Source organism: Senimuribacter intestinalis, assembly GCF_943192965.1.
Taxonomy (GTDB): Bacteria; Bacillota; Clostridia; order Peptostreptococcales; family Anaerovoracaceae; genus Senimuribacter; species Senimuribacter intestinalis.
Genome location: NZ_CALPCF010000018.1, coordinates 1 through 15,246, shown reverse-complemented (window position 1 = coordinate 15,246; position 15,246 = coordinate 1). Strand labels below are relative to the sequence as shown.

13 protein-coding genes are annotated in these 15,246 nt (G+C 41.4%); 1 reads left to right on the top strand and 12 read right to left on the bottom strand.

Going from position 1 to position 15,246, the window contains the following annotated elements; all coding sequences use genetic code 11:
* Nucleotides 1–32: 32 nt before the first annotated feature.
* The 3 genes from NFR88_RS13130 to NFR88_RS13120 are packed head-to-tail and all read right to left on the bottom strand — an operon-like array spanning nucleotide 33 to nucleotide 4,826.
* A complete protein-coding gene (locus tag NFR88_RS13130; RefSeq protein WP_251616600.1) occupies nucleotides 33–1,445 on the bottom strand; it encodes a Na+/H+ antiporter NhaC family protein in 1,413 nt (470 codons plus the stop codon).
* Between the two features lie 30 nt (nucleotides 1,446–1,475).
* Nucleotides 1,476–2,411, bottom strand: coding sequence for a glycyl-radical enzyme activating protein (locus NFR88_RS13125; RefSeq protein WP_251616599.1), 936 nt, complete (start codon nucleotides 2,409–2,411; stop codon nucleotides 1,476–1,478).
* Nucleotides 2,412–2,447: 36 nt separating this feature from the next.
* Nucleotides 2,448–4,826 carry a glycyl radical protein gene (locus NFR88_RS13120; protein WP_251616595.1) on the bottom strand — a complete coding sequence of 793 codons (2,379 nt, stop codon included), beginning with the start codon at nucleotides 4,824–4,826 and terminating at the stop codon, nucleotides 2,448–2,450.
* A gap of 191 nt (nucleotides 4,827–5,017) precedes the next feature.
* On the opposite strand from NFR88_RS13120, the gene NFR88_RS13115 reads away from it, so the two are divergent.
* Nucleotides 5,018–6,871 (top strand): helix-turn-helix domain-containing protein, encoded by a 1,854-nt coding sequence (locus tag NFR88_RS13115; RefSeq protein WP_251616592.1) that lies wholly within the window; start codon nucleotides 5,018–5,020, stop codon nucleotides 6,869–6,871.
* Between the two features lie 141 nt (nucleotides 6,872–7,012).
* On the opposite strand, the gene NFR88_RS13110 is transcribed toward NFR88_RS13115, so the two are convergent.
* The 9 genes from NFR88_RS13110 to NFR88_RS13070 all read right to left on the bottom strand — a co-directional run bounded on the left by NFR88_RS13110 (nucleotide 7,013) and on the right by NFR88_RS13070 (nucleotide 15,042).
* A complete protein-coding gene (locus NFR88_RS13110) occupies nucleotides 7,013–7,924 on the bottom strand; it encodes an HD domain-containing protein (RefSeq protein WP_160203142.1) in 912 nt (303 codons plus the stop codon).
* 127 nt (nucleotides 7,925–8,051) lie between these two features.
* Nucleotides 8,052–8,468, bottom strand: a complete 417-nt coding sequence (locus tag NFR88_RS13105; protein ID WP_251616589.1) for a YjdF family protein — start codon at nucleotides 8,466–8,468, stop codon at nucleotides 8,052–8,054.
* Between the two features lie 12 nt (nucleotides 8,469–8,480).
* Nucleotides 8,481–8,783: a hypothetical protein gene (locus tag NFR88_RS13100; RefSeq protein WP_251616586.1), complete on the bottom strand. Its 303-nt coding sequence runs from the start codon at nucleotides 8,781–8,783 to the stop codon at nucleotides 8,481–8,483.
* 30 nt (nucleotides 8,784–8,813) lie between these two features.
* Nucleotides 8,814–9,905, bottom strand: coding sequence for a hypothetical protein (locus NFR88_RS13095; protein WP_251616583.1), 1,092 nt, complete (start codon nucleotides 9,903–9,905; stop codon nucleotides 8,814–8,816).
* A gap of 121 nt (nucleotides 9,906–10,026) precedes the next feature.
* The gene (locus NFR88_RS13090) at nucleotides 10,027–10,818 is read right to left on the bottom strand and encodes an aminoglycoside 3'-phosphotransferase (protein WP_251616580.1); all 792 of its coding nucleotides are present in this window, start codon (nucleotides 10,816–10,818) and stop codon (nucleotides 10,027–10,029) included.
* 151 nt (nucleotides 10,819–10,969) lie between these two features.
* Entirely contained in the window at nucleotides 10,970–12,220 is a 1,251-nt protein-coding gene (locus NFR88_RS13085; protein ID WP_160203137.1) for a DMP19 family protein, read from the bottom strand.
* A 132-nt stretch (nucleotides 12,221–12,352) separates the two neighbouring features.
* Nucleotides 12,353–12,991, bottom strand: a complete 639-nt coding sequence (locus NFR88_RS13080) for a helix-turn-helix transcriptional regulator (RefSeq protein WP_251616577.1) — start codon at nucleotides 12,989–12,991, stop codon at nucleotides 12,353–12,355.
* On the bottom strand, nucleotides 12,957–13,463 hold the full coding sequence (locus tag NFR88_RS13075) for a DUF3990 domain-containing protein (protein WP_285813890.1): 507 nt from the start codon (nucleotides 13,461–13,463) through the stop codon (nucleotides 12,957–12,959). Before NFR88_RS13075 ends, NFR88_RS13080 begins: the two co-directional genes overlap by 35 nt.
* A gap of 79 nt (nucleotides 13,464–13,542) precedes the next feature.
* A complete protein-coding gene (locus tag NFR88_RS13070; protein ID WP_251616572.1) occupies nucleotides 13,543–15,042 on the bottom strand; it encodes a hypothetical protein in 1,500 nt (499 codons plus the stop codon).
* Nucleotides 15,043–15,246 lie beyond the last annotated feature (204 nt).

Genomic DNA, 15,246 nt, shown 5'->3' with positions numbered 1-15,246 from the left:
AAAGGACGACTCTTACATTTCATTCTATTTGTTTACACCATTACAAAACCTGCAATAACATAAGCCACAAAGGAAATCGCTGTAACAATTCCAATGTATGGAAGCTGCGCAACCGCATAGTCCACGTTATTGATTCTGCAGGCAGAAGCGGACATCAGGGTTACATCTGAATAGAAGCAAGCCTGTGCACCGAAACAAGCTGCGGAAATAATTGCGCCCAAAGTGAGCGGAATGTTCGCACCGGTCGATGCAGCCAGCGGCAGAATAATCGGTGTACACAGAGCAGGCACACTCCAGATATTACCTGTTGCAAAGCATACCAGACCGATCAGTACAAAGGAAACTGCCGGAAGCCATGCTGCACTCATATACGGACCTGCTGCATCAATCAGGAACTGTGGCAGACCAATCAGGTTAATGGCCTCTCTGTAGAACAGCGATGTAATCAATACAACCGCAATGAAGAGCATGTCCTCCAGCCCTTTGTAACAAGCGTCGCAGAACTTGCCGAGAGTCATAATTCTAGTCGGAATGAAGAGAATAAAGCAAGCAAAAATACCGATACTTACACCGTAAAGAATATCATCCAGCCACAGCGTTGTGAAGATCACCACTGCCATAGGTACTACAAAAGCCCAAAGGTGCGGCTTGATTTCCTTTTCTTCCTTACCGCTGTTGGTACTAGCTGCGCCCATCACTTCACCAAGCTCATCTCCCTGATTCTGTAAATTACTTGATTCAGGCCAGAGTTGTCCAGTTTCTTCCACTCTCTTATACGCCTTCTTAATACCGCCCATCTTAGGAACAACGCCTAAAATAACCAGAAGTACGAAGATGACGCAGAGGAAAGGATAGAAGAAGTATGGCATAATATGATAGTAAATGTCCATTGCACTATCGCCAACCACTGCGGCTTCAGCCTGCTGTCCAAATACGCCGGAGAAGAATACAACCCAAGCAGAAATCGGTATGATCAGGCATACAGGCGCCGAAGTTGTGTTGATGATGTAGCAAAGCATTTCTCTTGGCGTCTTATGTTCATCCGACAAAGTTAATACGCAGTTAGCTGTAACAAGAATGCTGAGATAATCGTCAATAAAAATTATAATTCCGCATAACCATGTCAAAAATAGCACTTGCTTTTCCGACTTGACATACTTTCTAGCTAAATCGCCTACGGCAATCGCACCCTTTGACTCTCTGAGAAGCTGTACCAAACATCCAAATAACAAACAAATGATTACGATATAATTATTGTCCCCATCACAAGATGCGTCCAGCATTGCATCCAGCATCGGCATAAAAAATCCCGCTTTATAGTATAATGCGTATCCAAGAATGCCGGATACTACAATACTGAGAATACATTTCTTTGTCAGAAACGCCAGGACAAAGAAACTCACCACAGGGATTAAGGTGAGAATGCCTAAATTTGTTCCATCCATAGTGTTTACTCCTTTTCATTTCATTGAATTTTATACTCTACCCAAAATCTCCACCTTTAGATTTATTTCATTTTTGAAATAAACTTCTATTTCGTTCATCCGCTCCTCTGTTGGCGGAAGAAATTCCTCCTGCACGCCTCCTATATTTCTCTTCTTGCTGATCCCAAGATTGTGATACTGCAGGAGATTGACTTTCTTGATTCCAAGTTCTCTGAAAAACTCCCCTGTACGCACAATGATATCCTCGCTGTCATTGACGCCCTTTATGAGCGGCATTCTCATAATCAGCTTATCCACGATTTCCGGATCCGCTGACAACTGCCGCAAATTATCGAGAATCTGCCGGTTGCTGACACCCGTATACGCTCTATGGATTTCATCATCGATTGACTTCATATCGTAGAGAATGTTTGTAACATTTTTCTTCTGTGCCAGTTCCATAAGCGCCTGTGAATCCCCGAATCCAGAGGTATCCACACACACGTTGATGCCCAGTTTCCCCGCCTCATCGATGAGCCTTCCTACAAAACCTGCGTGCATAAGGATCTCTCCTCCACTGACAGTAATTCCGCCTTCGGTTTTGTCGTAAAACCCTTTATCCTGTGCTGCAATCTCCAGAATCTCATCTACAGTCATGAATCTTGCTACAGGGCGCAGTGCTTTTGCATAACACTCATTTGCACAGACAAGACACAAATCACACTTTGTCCTGTCAATGATAACGCCCTCTTCTGCACTAATGGTTATTGCATCCCGCGGACACGCTTTCACGCAATGTCCGCAGCCGATGCAATTATTTTGCGACTTGATGAGCTCTTGTCTTTCATCGATCAATTCAGGATTATGGCACCATTTGCAGTCAAGAGGACAACCCTTAAAAAATATCGTTGTCCGGATGCCCGGTCCGTCTTCAACAGAGAACTTTTGGAGGCTTCCCACAAGAACCCTTTCAGCTATATGACTCATTGAAACCTCCTTTCTGTCAGTCTGACTACTTGATTACTAACGCTGATTCAAGTGCGGCGTTCTGTAAATAATTACATCCTGCGCGCTCTTATCAAGTTCAGTAAAATAAGCCATGTAACCAGCAACACGAACCATAAGACCTTTATAATCTTCAGGTTTTTCCTGTGCCTTCTTCAAAGTTTCATTATCTACTACATTGATTTGAATATGTTGTCCGCCGTCTTCAAAATAGGTTTTGATCACACCTTCTATGAGGTCTTTTCCTTCTTCTCCCTGTACGCCATGCGGGTCAAAACGCAGGTTGTACAGCGCACCTTCATGGAGATCAGCCGGTGTCATACTGGCAACGGATTTTACCGTAGCAGTCGGTCCGTTGATATCTCTTCCCATCATTGGAGAAGATGCGTCACAGAAAGGCTCGCCTGCCAGTCTTCCATCAGGAAGTGCGCCGGTCACCTGACCATGTGGAATATTCATGGTCTGGGAGTCGATGCCGAAAGCATAATATCCGCCTCTGGCATCCGGCCACTGCTGCACATTTTCTGCAATGAAATGCATCATCTCTTTGTAGATGCCATCCACATGCGCCTGATTGTTACCGTATTTTTCCGGCTTATTGAGCAGGAGCTGACGAAGTCTTTCCTGTCCTTCAAAGTTGGTATCGCAGGCTTTGATTAATTCATCCATGGTGAGGTCTTTGTCCTCAAATACGCATTTTTCTACTGCTGCGATACTGTCCGCCAAGTTAGCCGGTCCCGTAACGTAAAGACCTGCCGTGGAATACTTGGCGCCACCGTGCTGTACAGATTTTCCGCTTTCCACACATCCCTTTGTTACCATGGAGGCGAAAATAACAGGATATCTGTTCATGTGAATACTCTGCATCAGATTGTAACCAGTTCTGATCAGATCATAATGATGAAGAATCTGCTTTTTCAGTGCATCCTTAAATTCTTCTATATTCTTAAACTCTCTTGGATCTCCCGTTTCAAGTCCCATCAGTTTGCCGGTGGCTGGGTCCACACCGTTATGCAGAACGAACTCAATCATTTTTCCCATATTTACATATCCTGCATCAGGGGAACCGTCTGAAGCACCGCCGCCCGCAGCAGGCTGTGTGCAGCCGACAATAGTCCAATCTCTGGCCTCTTCGATAGTGCAGCCTCTGCCCTTATCAAGACTGATTTTTATTCCAGCATCGTCGCTGAAAAATCCCGGATTTGCCTGTCCTTCCTGAATCATCTTGCAGCCGAAGCGGATTAAATCTTCCGGCGTATTTTCCCATACTCTTACCGCCATAACAGGCTGCTTTATCTGAAGATCATCTGCTGCTTCAAGACAAAGATAAGACAAGTCATTGGTAGCATCTTTGCCGTCCGGCGTCTGCCCGCCTACGACCAGAATCTGCCACATCGGATATCCTGCAAAAGCTGTAGCGTACCAGTTATCTCTCACTTCATATACTTCACAGGTCTTCAGATAAAGGCATTCCAGCATTTCCAGTGCTTCTTCTCTAGTGATGTTCTTTTCTTTTATGACATCTTTTTCATAGAAAGGCCACATATACTGGTCAAATCTGCCGAATCCGCAAGCTGTTGTACAAACTTCGATATAAAAGTAAACATGTACGAACCACACAGCCTGAAGTGCCTGCTGGAAAGTCTTAGGAGGATTTTCCGGAACGACTCTGCAGTTTTCCGCAATGGTCAGAAGTTCTTTTTTCCGCTTCTCATCTGCGCATGCAAAAGCCATTCTCTCTGCTTCTTCAGCCATTCTGTGCGCATATGTAATCAAACCCTGACACTGAATGATACAAGCTTTCCAGAAGTCCACCTTAGCCTGTTCCTCCATAGTCTGCGGAATGATGCTGTCGATATTTTTCTGGCACTCTTCCATATATCCTCTGAGACCTATGGTCAAAATCTTCTCATGGTCACAGGTAGTTTCTCCCGAAACACCGTTTTCCAGACCAACACAGATGATGTCGTCCTTCTCAAGTTCCTTAATTTTCGCAGGCATGGCTTCATCTGACAGATCCTCCATGGACTTTCCTTCCCAGTATTTCAGGGTTTCGAGAATCGTCTCTTTATCCTCCGGCGAAATGTAATACGGATCCTTGCTTCTTGAAGAAAACTCGTCAATATCGCTGATATACCATGAACTGGACTGAAATTCCGGATGCAGATTGGCGCCTCGGTATGCGTTGGTTGCGGTTCCCACAATCAATTCATCGTCCATAATCAGCGTTGTCATATTCTCCATGATATAATTGACAACCTTGGCTCTGAAAACAGGCACTGCATCACCAGCAAACTTCTGATAGGCTTCCGTTGCCAATACCAATCTCTCTGCTGTAATTTGAGGAATTGTTTCAAAATACTTCTCCCTCATTCTCTTAACTCTCGGGGTTAACATATCCTTCCCTCCTAACACTTTTGAGCGAAATAAACTTAACAATTTTCTGATATTCACAATTTTAGTAACAAAAAATCGCCTTTACAATAATTATATCGTTATAAAATTTCATTTTTTCGCTAAAATAAGTCAAGCTAAATTTGCAAATTTTATTACAAATAAGCTATAATTGAATCAAAGGAGGTGCTGCAGTGCTTTACGAGAAGACAACTTATCTGGACGATTTTCCTATCAATATCAGAATCGTCAGGGTAGAGGAATACCCGATTCATTACCATCAGGATGTGGAATTTGTCTACGTCCTGAAAGGTGAAATCTGGCTGCGAAATGGATACTGCAACTATCTCCTAAAAGAAGGAGACATCTTCACAAACAGCGGTCACGAGGTACACGGACTTACCGCTTCAGAAAAGGAAAATATTGTCGCTATCATTCAGGTCAGCAACCGCTTTTTTACACAGTACTTTCCTGCAATGAACAAAGGCTGCTATTTCACCTACGCCAACCGCGACTTGTATCTCCAATTAGATGCGTTGCGTAAGATGCTGCTGCAAATACTGCTGAATTATTCTCAGAAGAGCTTCAACTATAAAAATCAATGCACTTATATGATGATTGACGTCATTAAATACTTGAACGAAAATTTCAACCTTTTCACTTTCGAAGATCAAGTCATCGTCAATTTTAAAAGCGACAACCCCGTCATCATAGAGCGAATCAGCCGCATCATCAATTATATCTACGAAAATCATGCGGATAAGATTACGTTGGAAAAATTGTCTGAAGTCGAGCACTTAAGTACCGACTATATTTCGCATCTGATTAAAGATTATGTCGGTATCACATTTCGCGAACTGCTTTCCCTAGCTCGAGTTGAGCTGTCGGAAATTTTGTTATTAGAAACGACGAAAACCATCAGCGCAATCGGAAAGGATGCCGGTTTTTCCACAACCTATTACTACGAAAAGTTTTTCGAAAAATGGTTCGGTCATTCACCGCAGATACACAGAGAGCAAAATCTCCCTCTCGTTCTCAGTGAACATCGACCTGCCAAGGTTGACCTATTATCTGATAATGACGCTGTCAATATAACAAAGCGCTGCCTTTCTGCCGTCAGCGGACAGGAAAACAACGCCTCTATCGTAAATCATATGCAGTTAAATGTTCAAATTGATCTAGACAGCCCTTCCATCATGTCCATCGATCATAAGCTGGATATCGTCATCACTCTGGAAGACTTTCAGCTTATGGGCGACATGTTATTTCCTATGCTGCGCGAACTTGCACCCGCAAAGATCAGCTTGGCTGTCAAAGATACAGATCCGATTTCCGAAATATGCAGACTGAAAGCGATATTAGAAAAATACTGCGATACCGCAAATATTCTGGTGCAAAACAAGCTGACATTTGATTCTGCCTTCGGCTATGATTCCATCGCAGCATATATCCACCTATCCAAAAAATATTTTCTCTCAAAGGAAGCCTTCGTCCAATGCAAGCTGCGCGACCAGGGAGACATCGAAACGATCTTGAAAGGCGCTCCCTCTTGTCTCACTTCAGGGCTGATTCGCAAGCCTTCTTTCTATGCCTATCAGCAGCTTTCTACGGTCAAAGGGGACCTGATCTCCTGGAGCAAATATCACTCTGTTGTAAAAACCACACTGCAGGATAGTTATGCCTATGTCCTGACTGCTTTCAACTATAATGATGAGATGGAAAATTTATGCCAGCGAAATGCAACCATTCATGAAACCAATGAAATCATCAGTGCCTTTGTCGATGAACTCAGTCTGGATTTCAACCTTTCCCTTCCATCAGGAAAATATACAGTGATCAGATTTTCTCTGACTAATGAAAATTCCATCTTCAGCTATATGGCTCAGCTGGGCTTTCCCAAGCAGAGTCCTCTGGGCAATCATTGGCATCAGCTGCTATGTACGCAGCCTTATACCTCCACCCATGCAGCGCAGGTGGACACTTCCTTGAACCTCAATTTCACCCTCAAAGGTGCAGGCGTGCAGATTGCTGTGGTACAGCCACTTTGAAGCGGGCTGCGTTTTCTGCACTTCTAGGAGGTATTGTAAAAATAGCCAAAAAGAGAGATATGGCTGGTCATTTCCCTATACCGGCTTATATCTCTCTTTTAAGATTACATAAAACGAATTGTCGCAGTAGCTATAGCCTCACTACATAAATTTCATCACCAAATCATTCAGCTCAGAAACAATCTTTTGATTCCCTAATTTTCTTGCCATAGGCATAAAAAGGTTAAGCGTTTCTCGCGCTCTCCTTTCAATTTGGTTCTGTGTTAAAAATTCAATGGTTCTCATATTGTGAAGCCGCTCTGCTAATTTTATCAGCAGCACATCTGAGTCCGTTTTGTCGCATATGCTTTCACAGTCGTTAACCCTTCTCACTAAGTCCCATACATCTTTTGGAAGTTCCTTTTCCAGGTACTGCACCTTGCCCGCTGTCTTCTTCAATACATCACAGAACATGCCTCCATAAATCAGCTTCTCTTCGGCTTCTAAGTCTGCCAGTAAAATCGCCACATGCAGTGGATGGGTGATGTATTCGACACCGGAATATCTTTTCATACCGTCATAAGACCGACAACTCAGCATAAACATTTTCTCCAGTTCTTTGTAACTATAATCAATTTCCTTTTCATTCATCGTCTCTGTTAAAATTTCTATTAACTGCTCTTTTGTTACGGTTTGACTTATGTTCTTACATGTGATCATTTTCGTTTCCCCTTCTCCTTTTTCTAACACTAATCCTAGTTTTATTGCCTTTAGAAGCGATGGCGCAAAACCATATTCTTGCTTAAATGCTCTCGCAAAACTGTTTGGCGATTCCCAGCCATACTCACAAGCGGCATCAATAATTTTCTTTCCATTAAGAATTTCCTCTGCCGCTTTATACAAACGCCTTTTCCGTACATATTCCATAACGGTACATCGCATTTCTTCTTGAAACAGTCTGGAAAAATGATATGCGGAATAACCTGCGTGTTCTGCAATTGCCACCAGACTTAGCGGTTCCTTTAAATTTCTTTCAATATATTGCAGGCAGCAGTTTAATATCTTGCGGTTCATTTTCTATAGCTGCCTCCTTTCGCTCTAAATTGTTTTATAATCTGTTTTAAGGATATCAAAGTTCCGTAACAAAAGCCTAACATTTTTTGCGGTTTTTATTTTCTCTTGCAATAAAACATAGAGACAGTCACCTGCCTCTATGTTTTTCTTTCTTTTTTTGCTGTTTCAATGCGAACTGCTGCTTTTTCTCAGCTTCCTTCTGAGCCAGACTTTGCTGCTTACGCTCTGCCTTCATCTGCTCATGCTGCAGCTTCAAAGCCTGCTGAGATTTTGTTCCGACACCCTGGCTCTGCATCTGTTTGTGTGCTTCCCTTTGTAGTCTCTTTGGATTGCGGCTGGTCTTTTTTATCGCCGTCTCCACAGCCGGACTGAATCGCAGCTGATTGTAATTCTTTAGCACAAACTCGTATACTTCGCAGCTTTTCGGCTCCGCGCCGAAGGTCACTTTGCACACCGACAGCCTGTTCCTATCTATGCGCTCAAAGACGCCCACCCAAAAGGGTTCCTCAAAGAATACAGTCAGTTTTCCCGATACCTTGTCCATAAAAGTTCCTCCTTAAAATGTTTTATGCACAAAGAACGGACGACCCAAGGAGGGAGGGTTACTTACACTCTGCAGGAGTGCGGCCGGACTACCTTTCACAAATTTATAAGCAATCTTAGAATATCGCTCTCTTGTCCATTTATCCTTATCTCCCACGATGTAAAGCCGTTGTTTTGCTCTTGTAACTGCTACATTCAAAATATTGGGACGACTGCCTGCCCAAGCGATTGCACCCTCACCACTCTCGCTGTATTGCCCATGGAAAAGAGGATACTTTGAAACTTTTACTATCCTCCGGGGTATACTTAAATTCATCTCTTTCCCTTCCGCTTTATTACTGCTGCTTTAAGAATTTCTCAGCATATCCAACAACTGTGCCTGTCCATTCATTATAAATTCCCGCACGTAAGTTTCATTAATTACTGCCTCAAGCAGCTGTGCATCTGTTTCCGCAAAGACCCGCAAAATCATTTCCTCTGTTACGATTGGAATTTCACCATTCTGAACCATTTCGCCAAGCAGTTTCCTTGCGCCCGGATTTTCATCTACAAACTCACGGAAGAATCGAATCAGTCCATCAGTGCTGCGCGTAACATCCTTACTGTATCCTCTGGAAATCAATGCAATATTATTATCATAGTTCGGCGCCATTTTTAAAATTTTACCGGTAACCTGTTCTCTCAGCAGACCAAAATTCTTTGTGTGGCGATCCATGTTAAAGCAAAGCGTGTCCAGCCATAGGATCTTCAGGTAGTCCGCTCTCAAATCAGGACCCATCTCGCACAACTGGTCATAACATCTGCTGTAATCGTCATCATCACCCATAAAACCGTCAGCAGTTTCAAAGTTCACTTTAGCACCCTCTGTAAAGTCTTTGGTTCTGATATAATCTCCGTCCATCTCATAATACGCCATAGAAAAATCCATCGCTATGCCCAGCCTGCAGATGAACAGCTCTGAAAAGTATTCCTGAATTGTGCCTGCTTTGTAAAGCCACCAAACGCCATCCTTTTGCCGCCAGCACTTTTCATAACTGCCTATATTAGTAAGTTCCGGCGTTCTGGACGGTTTCAGCGAAAAGCTATTAGGGTCACCACAGAGGGCAAGTCCATCGAAATAATTTTCTTTAAAGCAAATATCCGCGTAATTCAGCGACTGACCCGCAGGACAAATCCAATAGGTATCCGTGATCGTTGCACCGTTGACCGACAGCGCCGTCTCCGCATCATCAGCTGTGCGCAAGCGAAGTACTTTTTTCAGAAGGCGTGAATTTGCCCTATGCGTGTCGATTGCACGGCTTGCCAGCCAACCCTCTATGTTCCTTGTCCTTTTTAAATAGAGCGGCAGCAAGGCATCGTCAGCCGCAACAATCTCTCCATTTTCAATTGTGGCGATTCTTCTATCCTCTGACATCAGATAACCTGATAATGATTTCAAGCAGTTCGCCTCCCTTCCAATTGATTTGATATTATTATACTTCACAAAATGCCACTGTGCAATGTGTAAAACACCTCTTTTATAGCAGCCTTTTTATCTGACGAAGTGTACTTTTTCGATGTTACCCTCCAATCATTTCCATAGCGGCAATCATTCTCAATTTTTCGGGCTCAATCAAATCCTTGCCGTAACCATCTATAAAACGCTCCGTGTACTGGGCCGTCCCAAGATTATAGTTCAGAGTCCAGATTCCCCAAAGTACATCAATGTGCCGGTCTCCAATGCCGCCGCAGTCAAGGTCAATATACCCTGAAAACTCCCAATTGTTCAGGATAATATTGGGCAGGCAATAATCCCCATGAATCAGAACCTCTTTCTTTAAAAGGGGCATGCCCTCCTCGGCAGCGCGTCTTGCATCTTCAAAGGAGTCAAACTGCCAAATTCCCTTGAACAAATCCGGCTCAAAACTTTTTCCGTCAAGTCCACACTTTACGACCTCCATATACGTCGTAATTCTATTCTGCACCGGACAGCCTTTCCCGTCCGTTTCATGCAGTCTTCGAAGCTGCAGCGCCATAGTATCGCAAAGCCTTTCAGGCTCTGACAAATAATCCGGATGAGTACAATCCTCGCCCTGCACCTGCCGGCTCAGAAGGTAATCCTTTCCATGAAACGTATCATAATACAGCACCTCTTCAGACAGCTTCAAAGAGTGCATATACGCTGTCATCTGCGCTTCTGTCTTCAGCGTTCCTGCCGCAGACTCTTTCAGAAAATAGCCGTCGTCCCTATCGATAAAAATCACCTTCGCCTGAGGTGAACAGCTGCTGTCGTAAAGCGCAGCATCCTTCATGTAATTTGTCACTGCTTCAGGATATACTTCGATGTCCAGTTTTATCGGGTTTCGTTTCATATATACCTCCGGTTTGATTATCTGTTCAATACGTCAAAGTTCTGTCTCTCTTACCATTCCGTTAGACTTTGGCTGTCCGAAAAGGAAAATTTCATTTTGATTTGCCACACTCTAAAACGAACAGTTCTTTAATTTTTTATTTTAAATCCAACTACCGAAGCTTTTTCCTATTTGTCTCAATATACAAATATAGTTTTTCCATCAAATTTTCCTCTTCTGCGTCATAATAACGCATATCCTCTTTTTCAAAATCAATTCCTCGCATGGTCATCTCTTCCAGAACATCCTCAATTTGACGCATACTGCTTGGTATTTTTTGTGTAGGAAACTTTTCCTGTACATCATCTAACAACTGCACCATGCTCACAGCACCCATAGCCAGCAGGGCTTTTCGCACTTGATTAAAGCGCTGGCAGTGATGCGTCAAATAAAAATCAAAGCCCCCTGAATTCACTTCGCCGCTCAGAGTGATTACGTCATAGATATTTCTCTCCCATTGGTTCAAATGTGAGAGATTGTCCCCGTATCTAGTTCTTTCATCTAAATGTTCAGATAATGCAATAATCATTTTGTCTTCTGGTAATTTTAATATATCCCCAATAAGCATTGTGCATTGCTCAATAGGTTTTGGCTGATTTGGCTTTTCAGACATTTCAATCTGTTCCTCAACCAAATAGCAATACGCTTCCCAAACATCAGTCAGGCCGCGAGACGCAATCGCTTCCTCATAATTCTCGGCAGTTTCCGTGCAGAGTTTTAACAGATACTCTTTTCCCTCCTGAATTTCACCATGTTCGATATAATATTGTCCCGCTAGAAGGTATAACGTTATCTCATCAGAAATATCATCAAAATCTTTCATTGCTGCCTTAATGAAAGCCATGCCCTCTTCCTTTTTGCCTTCACGAAATAATTCTTCCCCAGTATTTGAAAACAGCGTGCTTATACTAAAATTCTCATGATACTTGTGAGCAACAACATGAAGTCCTTTTTCATAACTCCACAAATCAAAATCTTTTTCATACTTCATTTTTAGCTTTTCCAGTTCCTTCTTACACTGCACAGCTTCCTCTTGGGCTTTTCTGATTAGTCTCGTACACAGTTCCTCAGAAACAAATGCCGTTGCTATTTCTTTTGTTAAATTGCAGTCTTCCTCTAATGCATCATTAATAGCCACCATTGCCAGATTAATGGATTTTCTCAAGTCCTTCAAACTATATTGGGTACCATCGCCACCTTTCACCAAGGTTTCCGAAATTTGCAAAGCCTCTATTTTATTACTAAACTCGAGGTACTCTTGTGTATCCCTGATTAAATTTTCCAACTGAGCTCTACAGTATGCGATACTCTCTGCAATCTGTTTGAGGGCAACTTCTATGTCTTTCTTTTTATATTTTTTCATTTTATTATATCTTCCCGTTCAAATGCGCTTGTAATCTTTCCTCAAATTTCCCGACATGTATGCCGTCAACAAAAGAATGATGTGCCTGCACCGATATCCGCACGTCCTTCTTTTCCGTAAGGATTCTCAAAATCATTTCTCAATCAGGTCCTCTATTGTACATCCAAGCGTTTTTGCAAGTTTATACACCGTATCCACACTTGCCTTATTAATGTTTTTATTCCTCTGCTCATACATTTGGATAGAACGCAGGGTAACACCGGCACGCTCCGCTAACTCTGCCTGCGTAAGTCCATAAATTGTACGAATCCGTTTCAAATTGGTTTCAAAATAATACTCTTTCATTCGTACATTTACAATATCAGCGAATTTCGTTACATCCGCCTCATGAAGGGTATCGTACATTTTCTGCAAGTCCTCAAAGGTATTAACGCTAAAGATTTCGCTGTATCTTCTGCCAGAAGCCCATTGGTAGTAGGCAACTGCCCATCCAATCCAATACTCCTTTGAACGTCCAAAACGTTCCTGCGGGGCCTTTTGAAGTTCCTGTCCCTTTGTTTCCAGGACAACCTCTCTTGCGATTTCTATGCCGCTTTTCCCCGTGAGACAAGCAGGCTCTCCATTTTCCATTCTCTTGCTGACAGAACTCACAATAAACAGATTCACAAAATCATTTCCGCTAATGCCGCAAGTGTTTACTGCGTAATCAAAGGCGTCGCCAAGTACTGACTGGGCATTACTTAGATATATTTCTCGGTATGCGTGGGTCATCGTTTTTAATGCCTCCTCTCATAATATCCTGAATATAAAGTCCGTCCTTTTCTTTCTCAAGCATTTCTAAATATAGCTGATTTGCCTCATCATTTCTTGCTTTGCGAAGGACATAATATTGATCTTTTTCAGCGGCGCTAAATCCTTTATACATCAAATTAGAAAAGGCTAATCTTGATTTAATCACAATCTGCTCGCCTAACTTTCCAAGCTGCATAGCGTAAGCAAGCTGCTCCACCGTGAGACCATTATTAAGAAGAAGCTGCGCATAATCAAAGTAAGAATCATCTGCACGATATCCGATAATCAAATCAAATGCATTTACATTGATGCCAAAGTTCTCAATCAAGTATTTCTTTGCCCGACCAGCTACAGGCGTTTTAATAGGAAACAAACGATGCTCTACCAAAACAGCAATCCAGTTTAGTATTAGTTTTATGGTGATAAGGAAGTATTCACAACAACATATCATCAACGCTGACAAACAGTATGCAAAAGAGGGAAGCAACCACTATGGTAAATATGTGGTTGCTCCCTTCTTTTATCATTGGCTATGCTTTTGAAGCAGAAATTTTATTATCATTTCTACAATCAATTAGAAAAATAGCGTCATCAATCATATCTTCATATCCTGCATCCTTAATTACCTTTTCAGAATAAACTTGTTCTTCTTCTGAAAAGTAGAATATTACAATTAAGCTTCCGTCTGCACAATTTGCCGCCTCATAAATTTTTACCTGCGTAAATACATGGGCTAATTTAGAATTACTTGCCAACTTAAACTCAACAATATTTTGATTAGCTTGTCCTTTAGAAATAATAAAATCGGTTTGTCCTCTTCCATTATTCGATTCCGCATCTACCTTGTAAGTTGTTCCATACCAAACAAATCGGAAAAGCCTCTGTAAATCATTCTCTTGGGCTATCTGAACGCCTTTTACATATAAATTTTTGTAGCCATCACAATCCTCAATAATATGCTTAAAAAATTTTAATCGTTGTTTTGCTTCCTCTCTTGCTGTCAACATTTCGTTTTGGGGATAATTTTTGCTTTCAAAAAGTGTAATCATATTTTTTGATGCAACAAACAATTTCTTTAATTGTGTATCTAACTCGTCCTGGCACTGTAAACGTATTTCATCAGTATCCGTTTCTTTTAATTTAATATAGTAATCATAAAGCTCTGGATATTCTCTTACCACTTCTTGAAATGCTTGTTTTTCAATTTTTACAATAGACTTTTCTTTTATTGGTCTTTTGTTTTTTCGCTGATTTTCTTCATATCTCCTAACAGCTAAACCAATGTAATTATTTAAATAAGCCCTTAAGGAATCATTTTCTATCACTGTACGGATGCGGTCATAACTATTCAAAAAATCCTTTTTATTTATTGCTGGCTCGTCCTCTCTTAAAATATCATATGGAGTTAAAATGACATATTCTTTTTTATTGTCTTCATTGTAGATGTATGGCAGAATAAATTCTTTACTAACAAAACTTTCTGTATCATAGTTAAAATAAGCCTTGTCTACAGGAAATGTTTCAAGGAACTCTTTTTTGATATATTTTAAGGCAAATGTTTCTGTATACTCACAAAGAAAACCTTTTATTAAATTTACAGTCAAATCACTGATTTTATCCTTTCCACTGCCTTCATATAAGAGCATTACTTTTTCTATATGTGTGGATTTAGATATACTATGTGAATCTACCGCAAATGCTATATTATCATATAAAAAATTGGCATATTTTTTCCCTAGAGCTAATCCTTTATTTCCATACAGTGAATATCCTAACCAGTTATTTGGAACTTCACTAAAGTTGAACCACGCGTCAATTTCTTTAGGGGTAAGCCCTTGTGTGGCTTTGGTATATAAAAAATAAAAATAATGAATAATATTGTTATGTAATTCAGTATATCTCTCATTATTGCTGTTAAAAATCAGCATAGGGTCAACAAATAATGGGACGTCACATATTAGAGAAATATCAACAGCGCCATATGACTTTAATGCGTCACTACTTACTTGGAATTTTTCTGTAAAAAACATTTTGTTTCCCTCCGCTTATTAGATTAGTAATATTATGCTATACTTATGCATATTTTGTCAATAATTTGCCAGATATATGTTACGCAATAGAACGTCATTTTTAAGGGGAGACATATAAAACCCTTACCCCGCCACTTCAACGCCAATAAATCCGCATAAATCAAGGACAAAATAACCTTGTAGGTAAGCGCCAAATCTGAGGGT

Coding starts and splice junctions, on each gene's coding strand:
- NFR88_RS13130 (WP_251616600.1), bottom strand. CDS start 1,445: ATGGATGGAACAAATTTAGGCATTCTCACCTTAATCCCTGTGGTGAGT.
- NFR88_RS13125 (WP_251616599.1), bottom strand. CDS start 2,411: ATGAGTCATATAGCTGAAAGGGTTCTTGTGGGAAGCCTCCAAAAGTTC.
- NFR88_RS13120 (WP_251616595.1), bottom strand. CDS start 4,826: ATGTTAACCCCGAGAGTTAAGAGAATGAGGGAGAAGTATTTTGAAACA.
- NFR88_RS13110 (WP_160203142.1), bottom strand. CDS start 7,924: ATGAACCGCAAGATATTAAACTGCTGCCTGCAATATATTGAAAGAAAT.
- NFR88_RS13105 (WP_251616589.1), bottom strand. CDS start 8,468: ATGGACAAGGTATCGGGAAAACTGACTGTATTCTTTGAGGAACCCTTT.
- NFR88_RS13100 (WP_251616586.1), bottom strand. CDS start 8,783: ATGAATTTAAGTATACCCCGGAGGATAGTAAAAGTTTCAAAGTATCCT.
- NFR88_RS13090 (WP_251616580.1), bottom strand. CDS start 10,818: ATGAAACGAAACCCGATAAAACTGGACATCGAAGTATATCCTGAAGCA.
- NFR88_RS13085 (WP_160203137.1), bottom strand. CDS start 12,220: ATGAAAAAATATAAAAAGAAAGACATAGAAGTTGCCCTCAAACAGATT.
- NFR88_RS13080 (WP_251616577.1), bottom strand. CDS start 12,991: ATGACCCACGCATACCGAGAAATATATCTAAGTAATGCCCAGTCAGTA.
- NFR88_RS13075 (WP_285813890.1), bottom strand. CDS start 13,463: ATGATATGTTGTTGTGAATACTTCCTTATCACCATAAAACTAATACTA.
- NFR88_RS13070 (WP_251616572.1), bottom strand. CDS start 15,042: ATGTTTTTTACAGAAAAATTCCAAGTAAGTAGTGACGCATTAAAGTCA.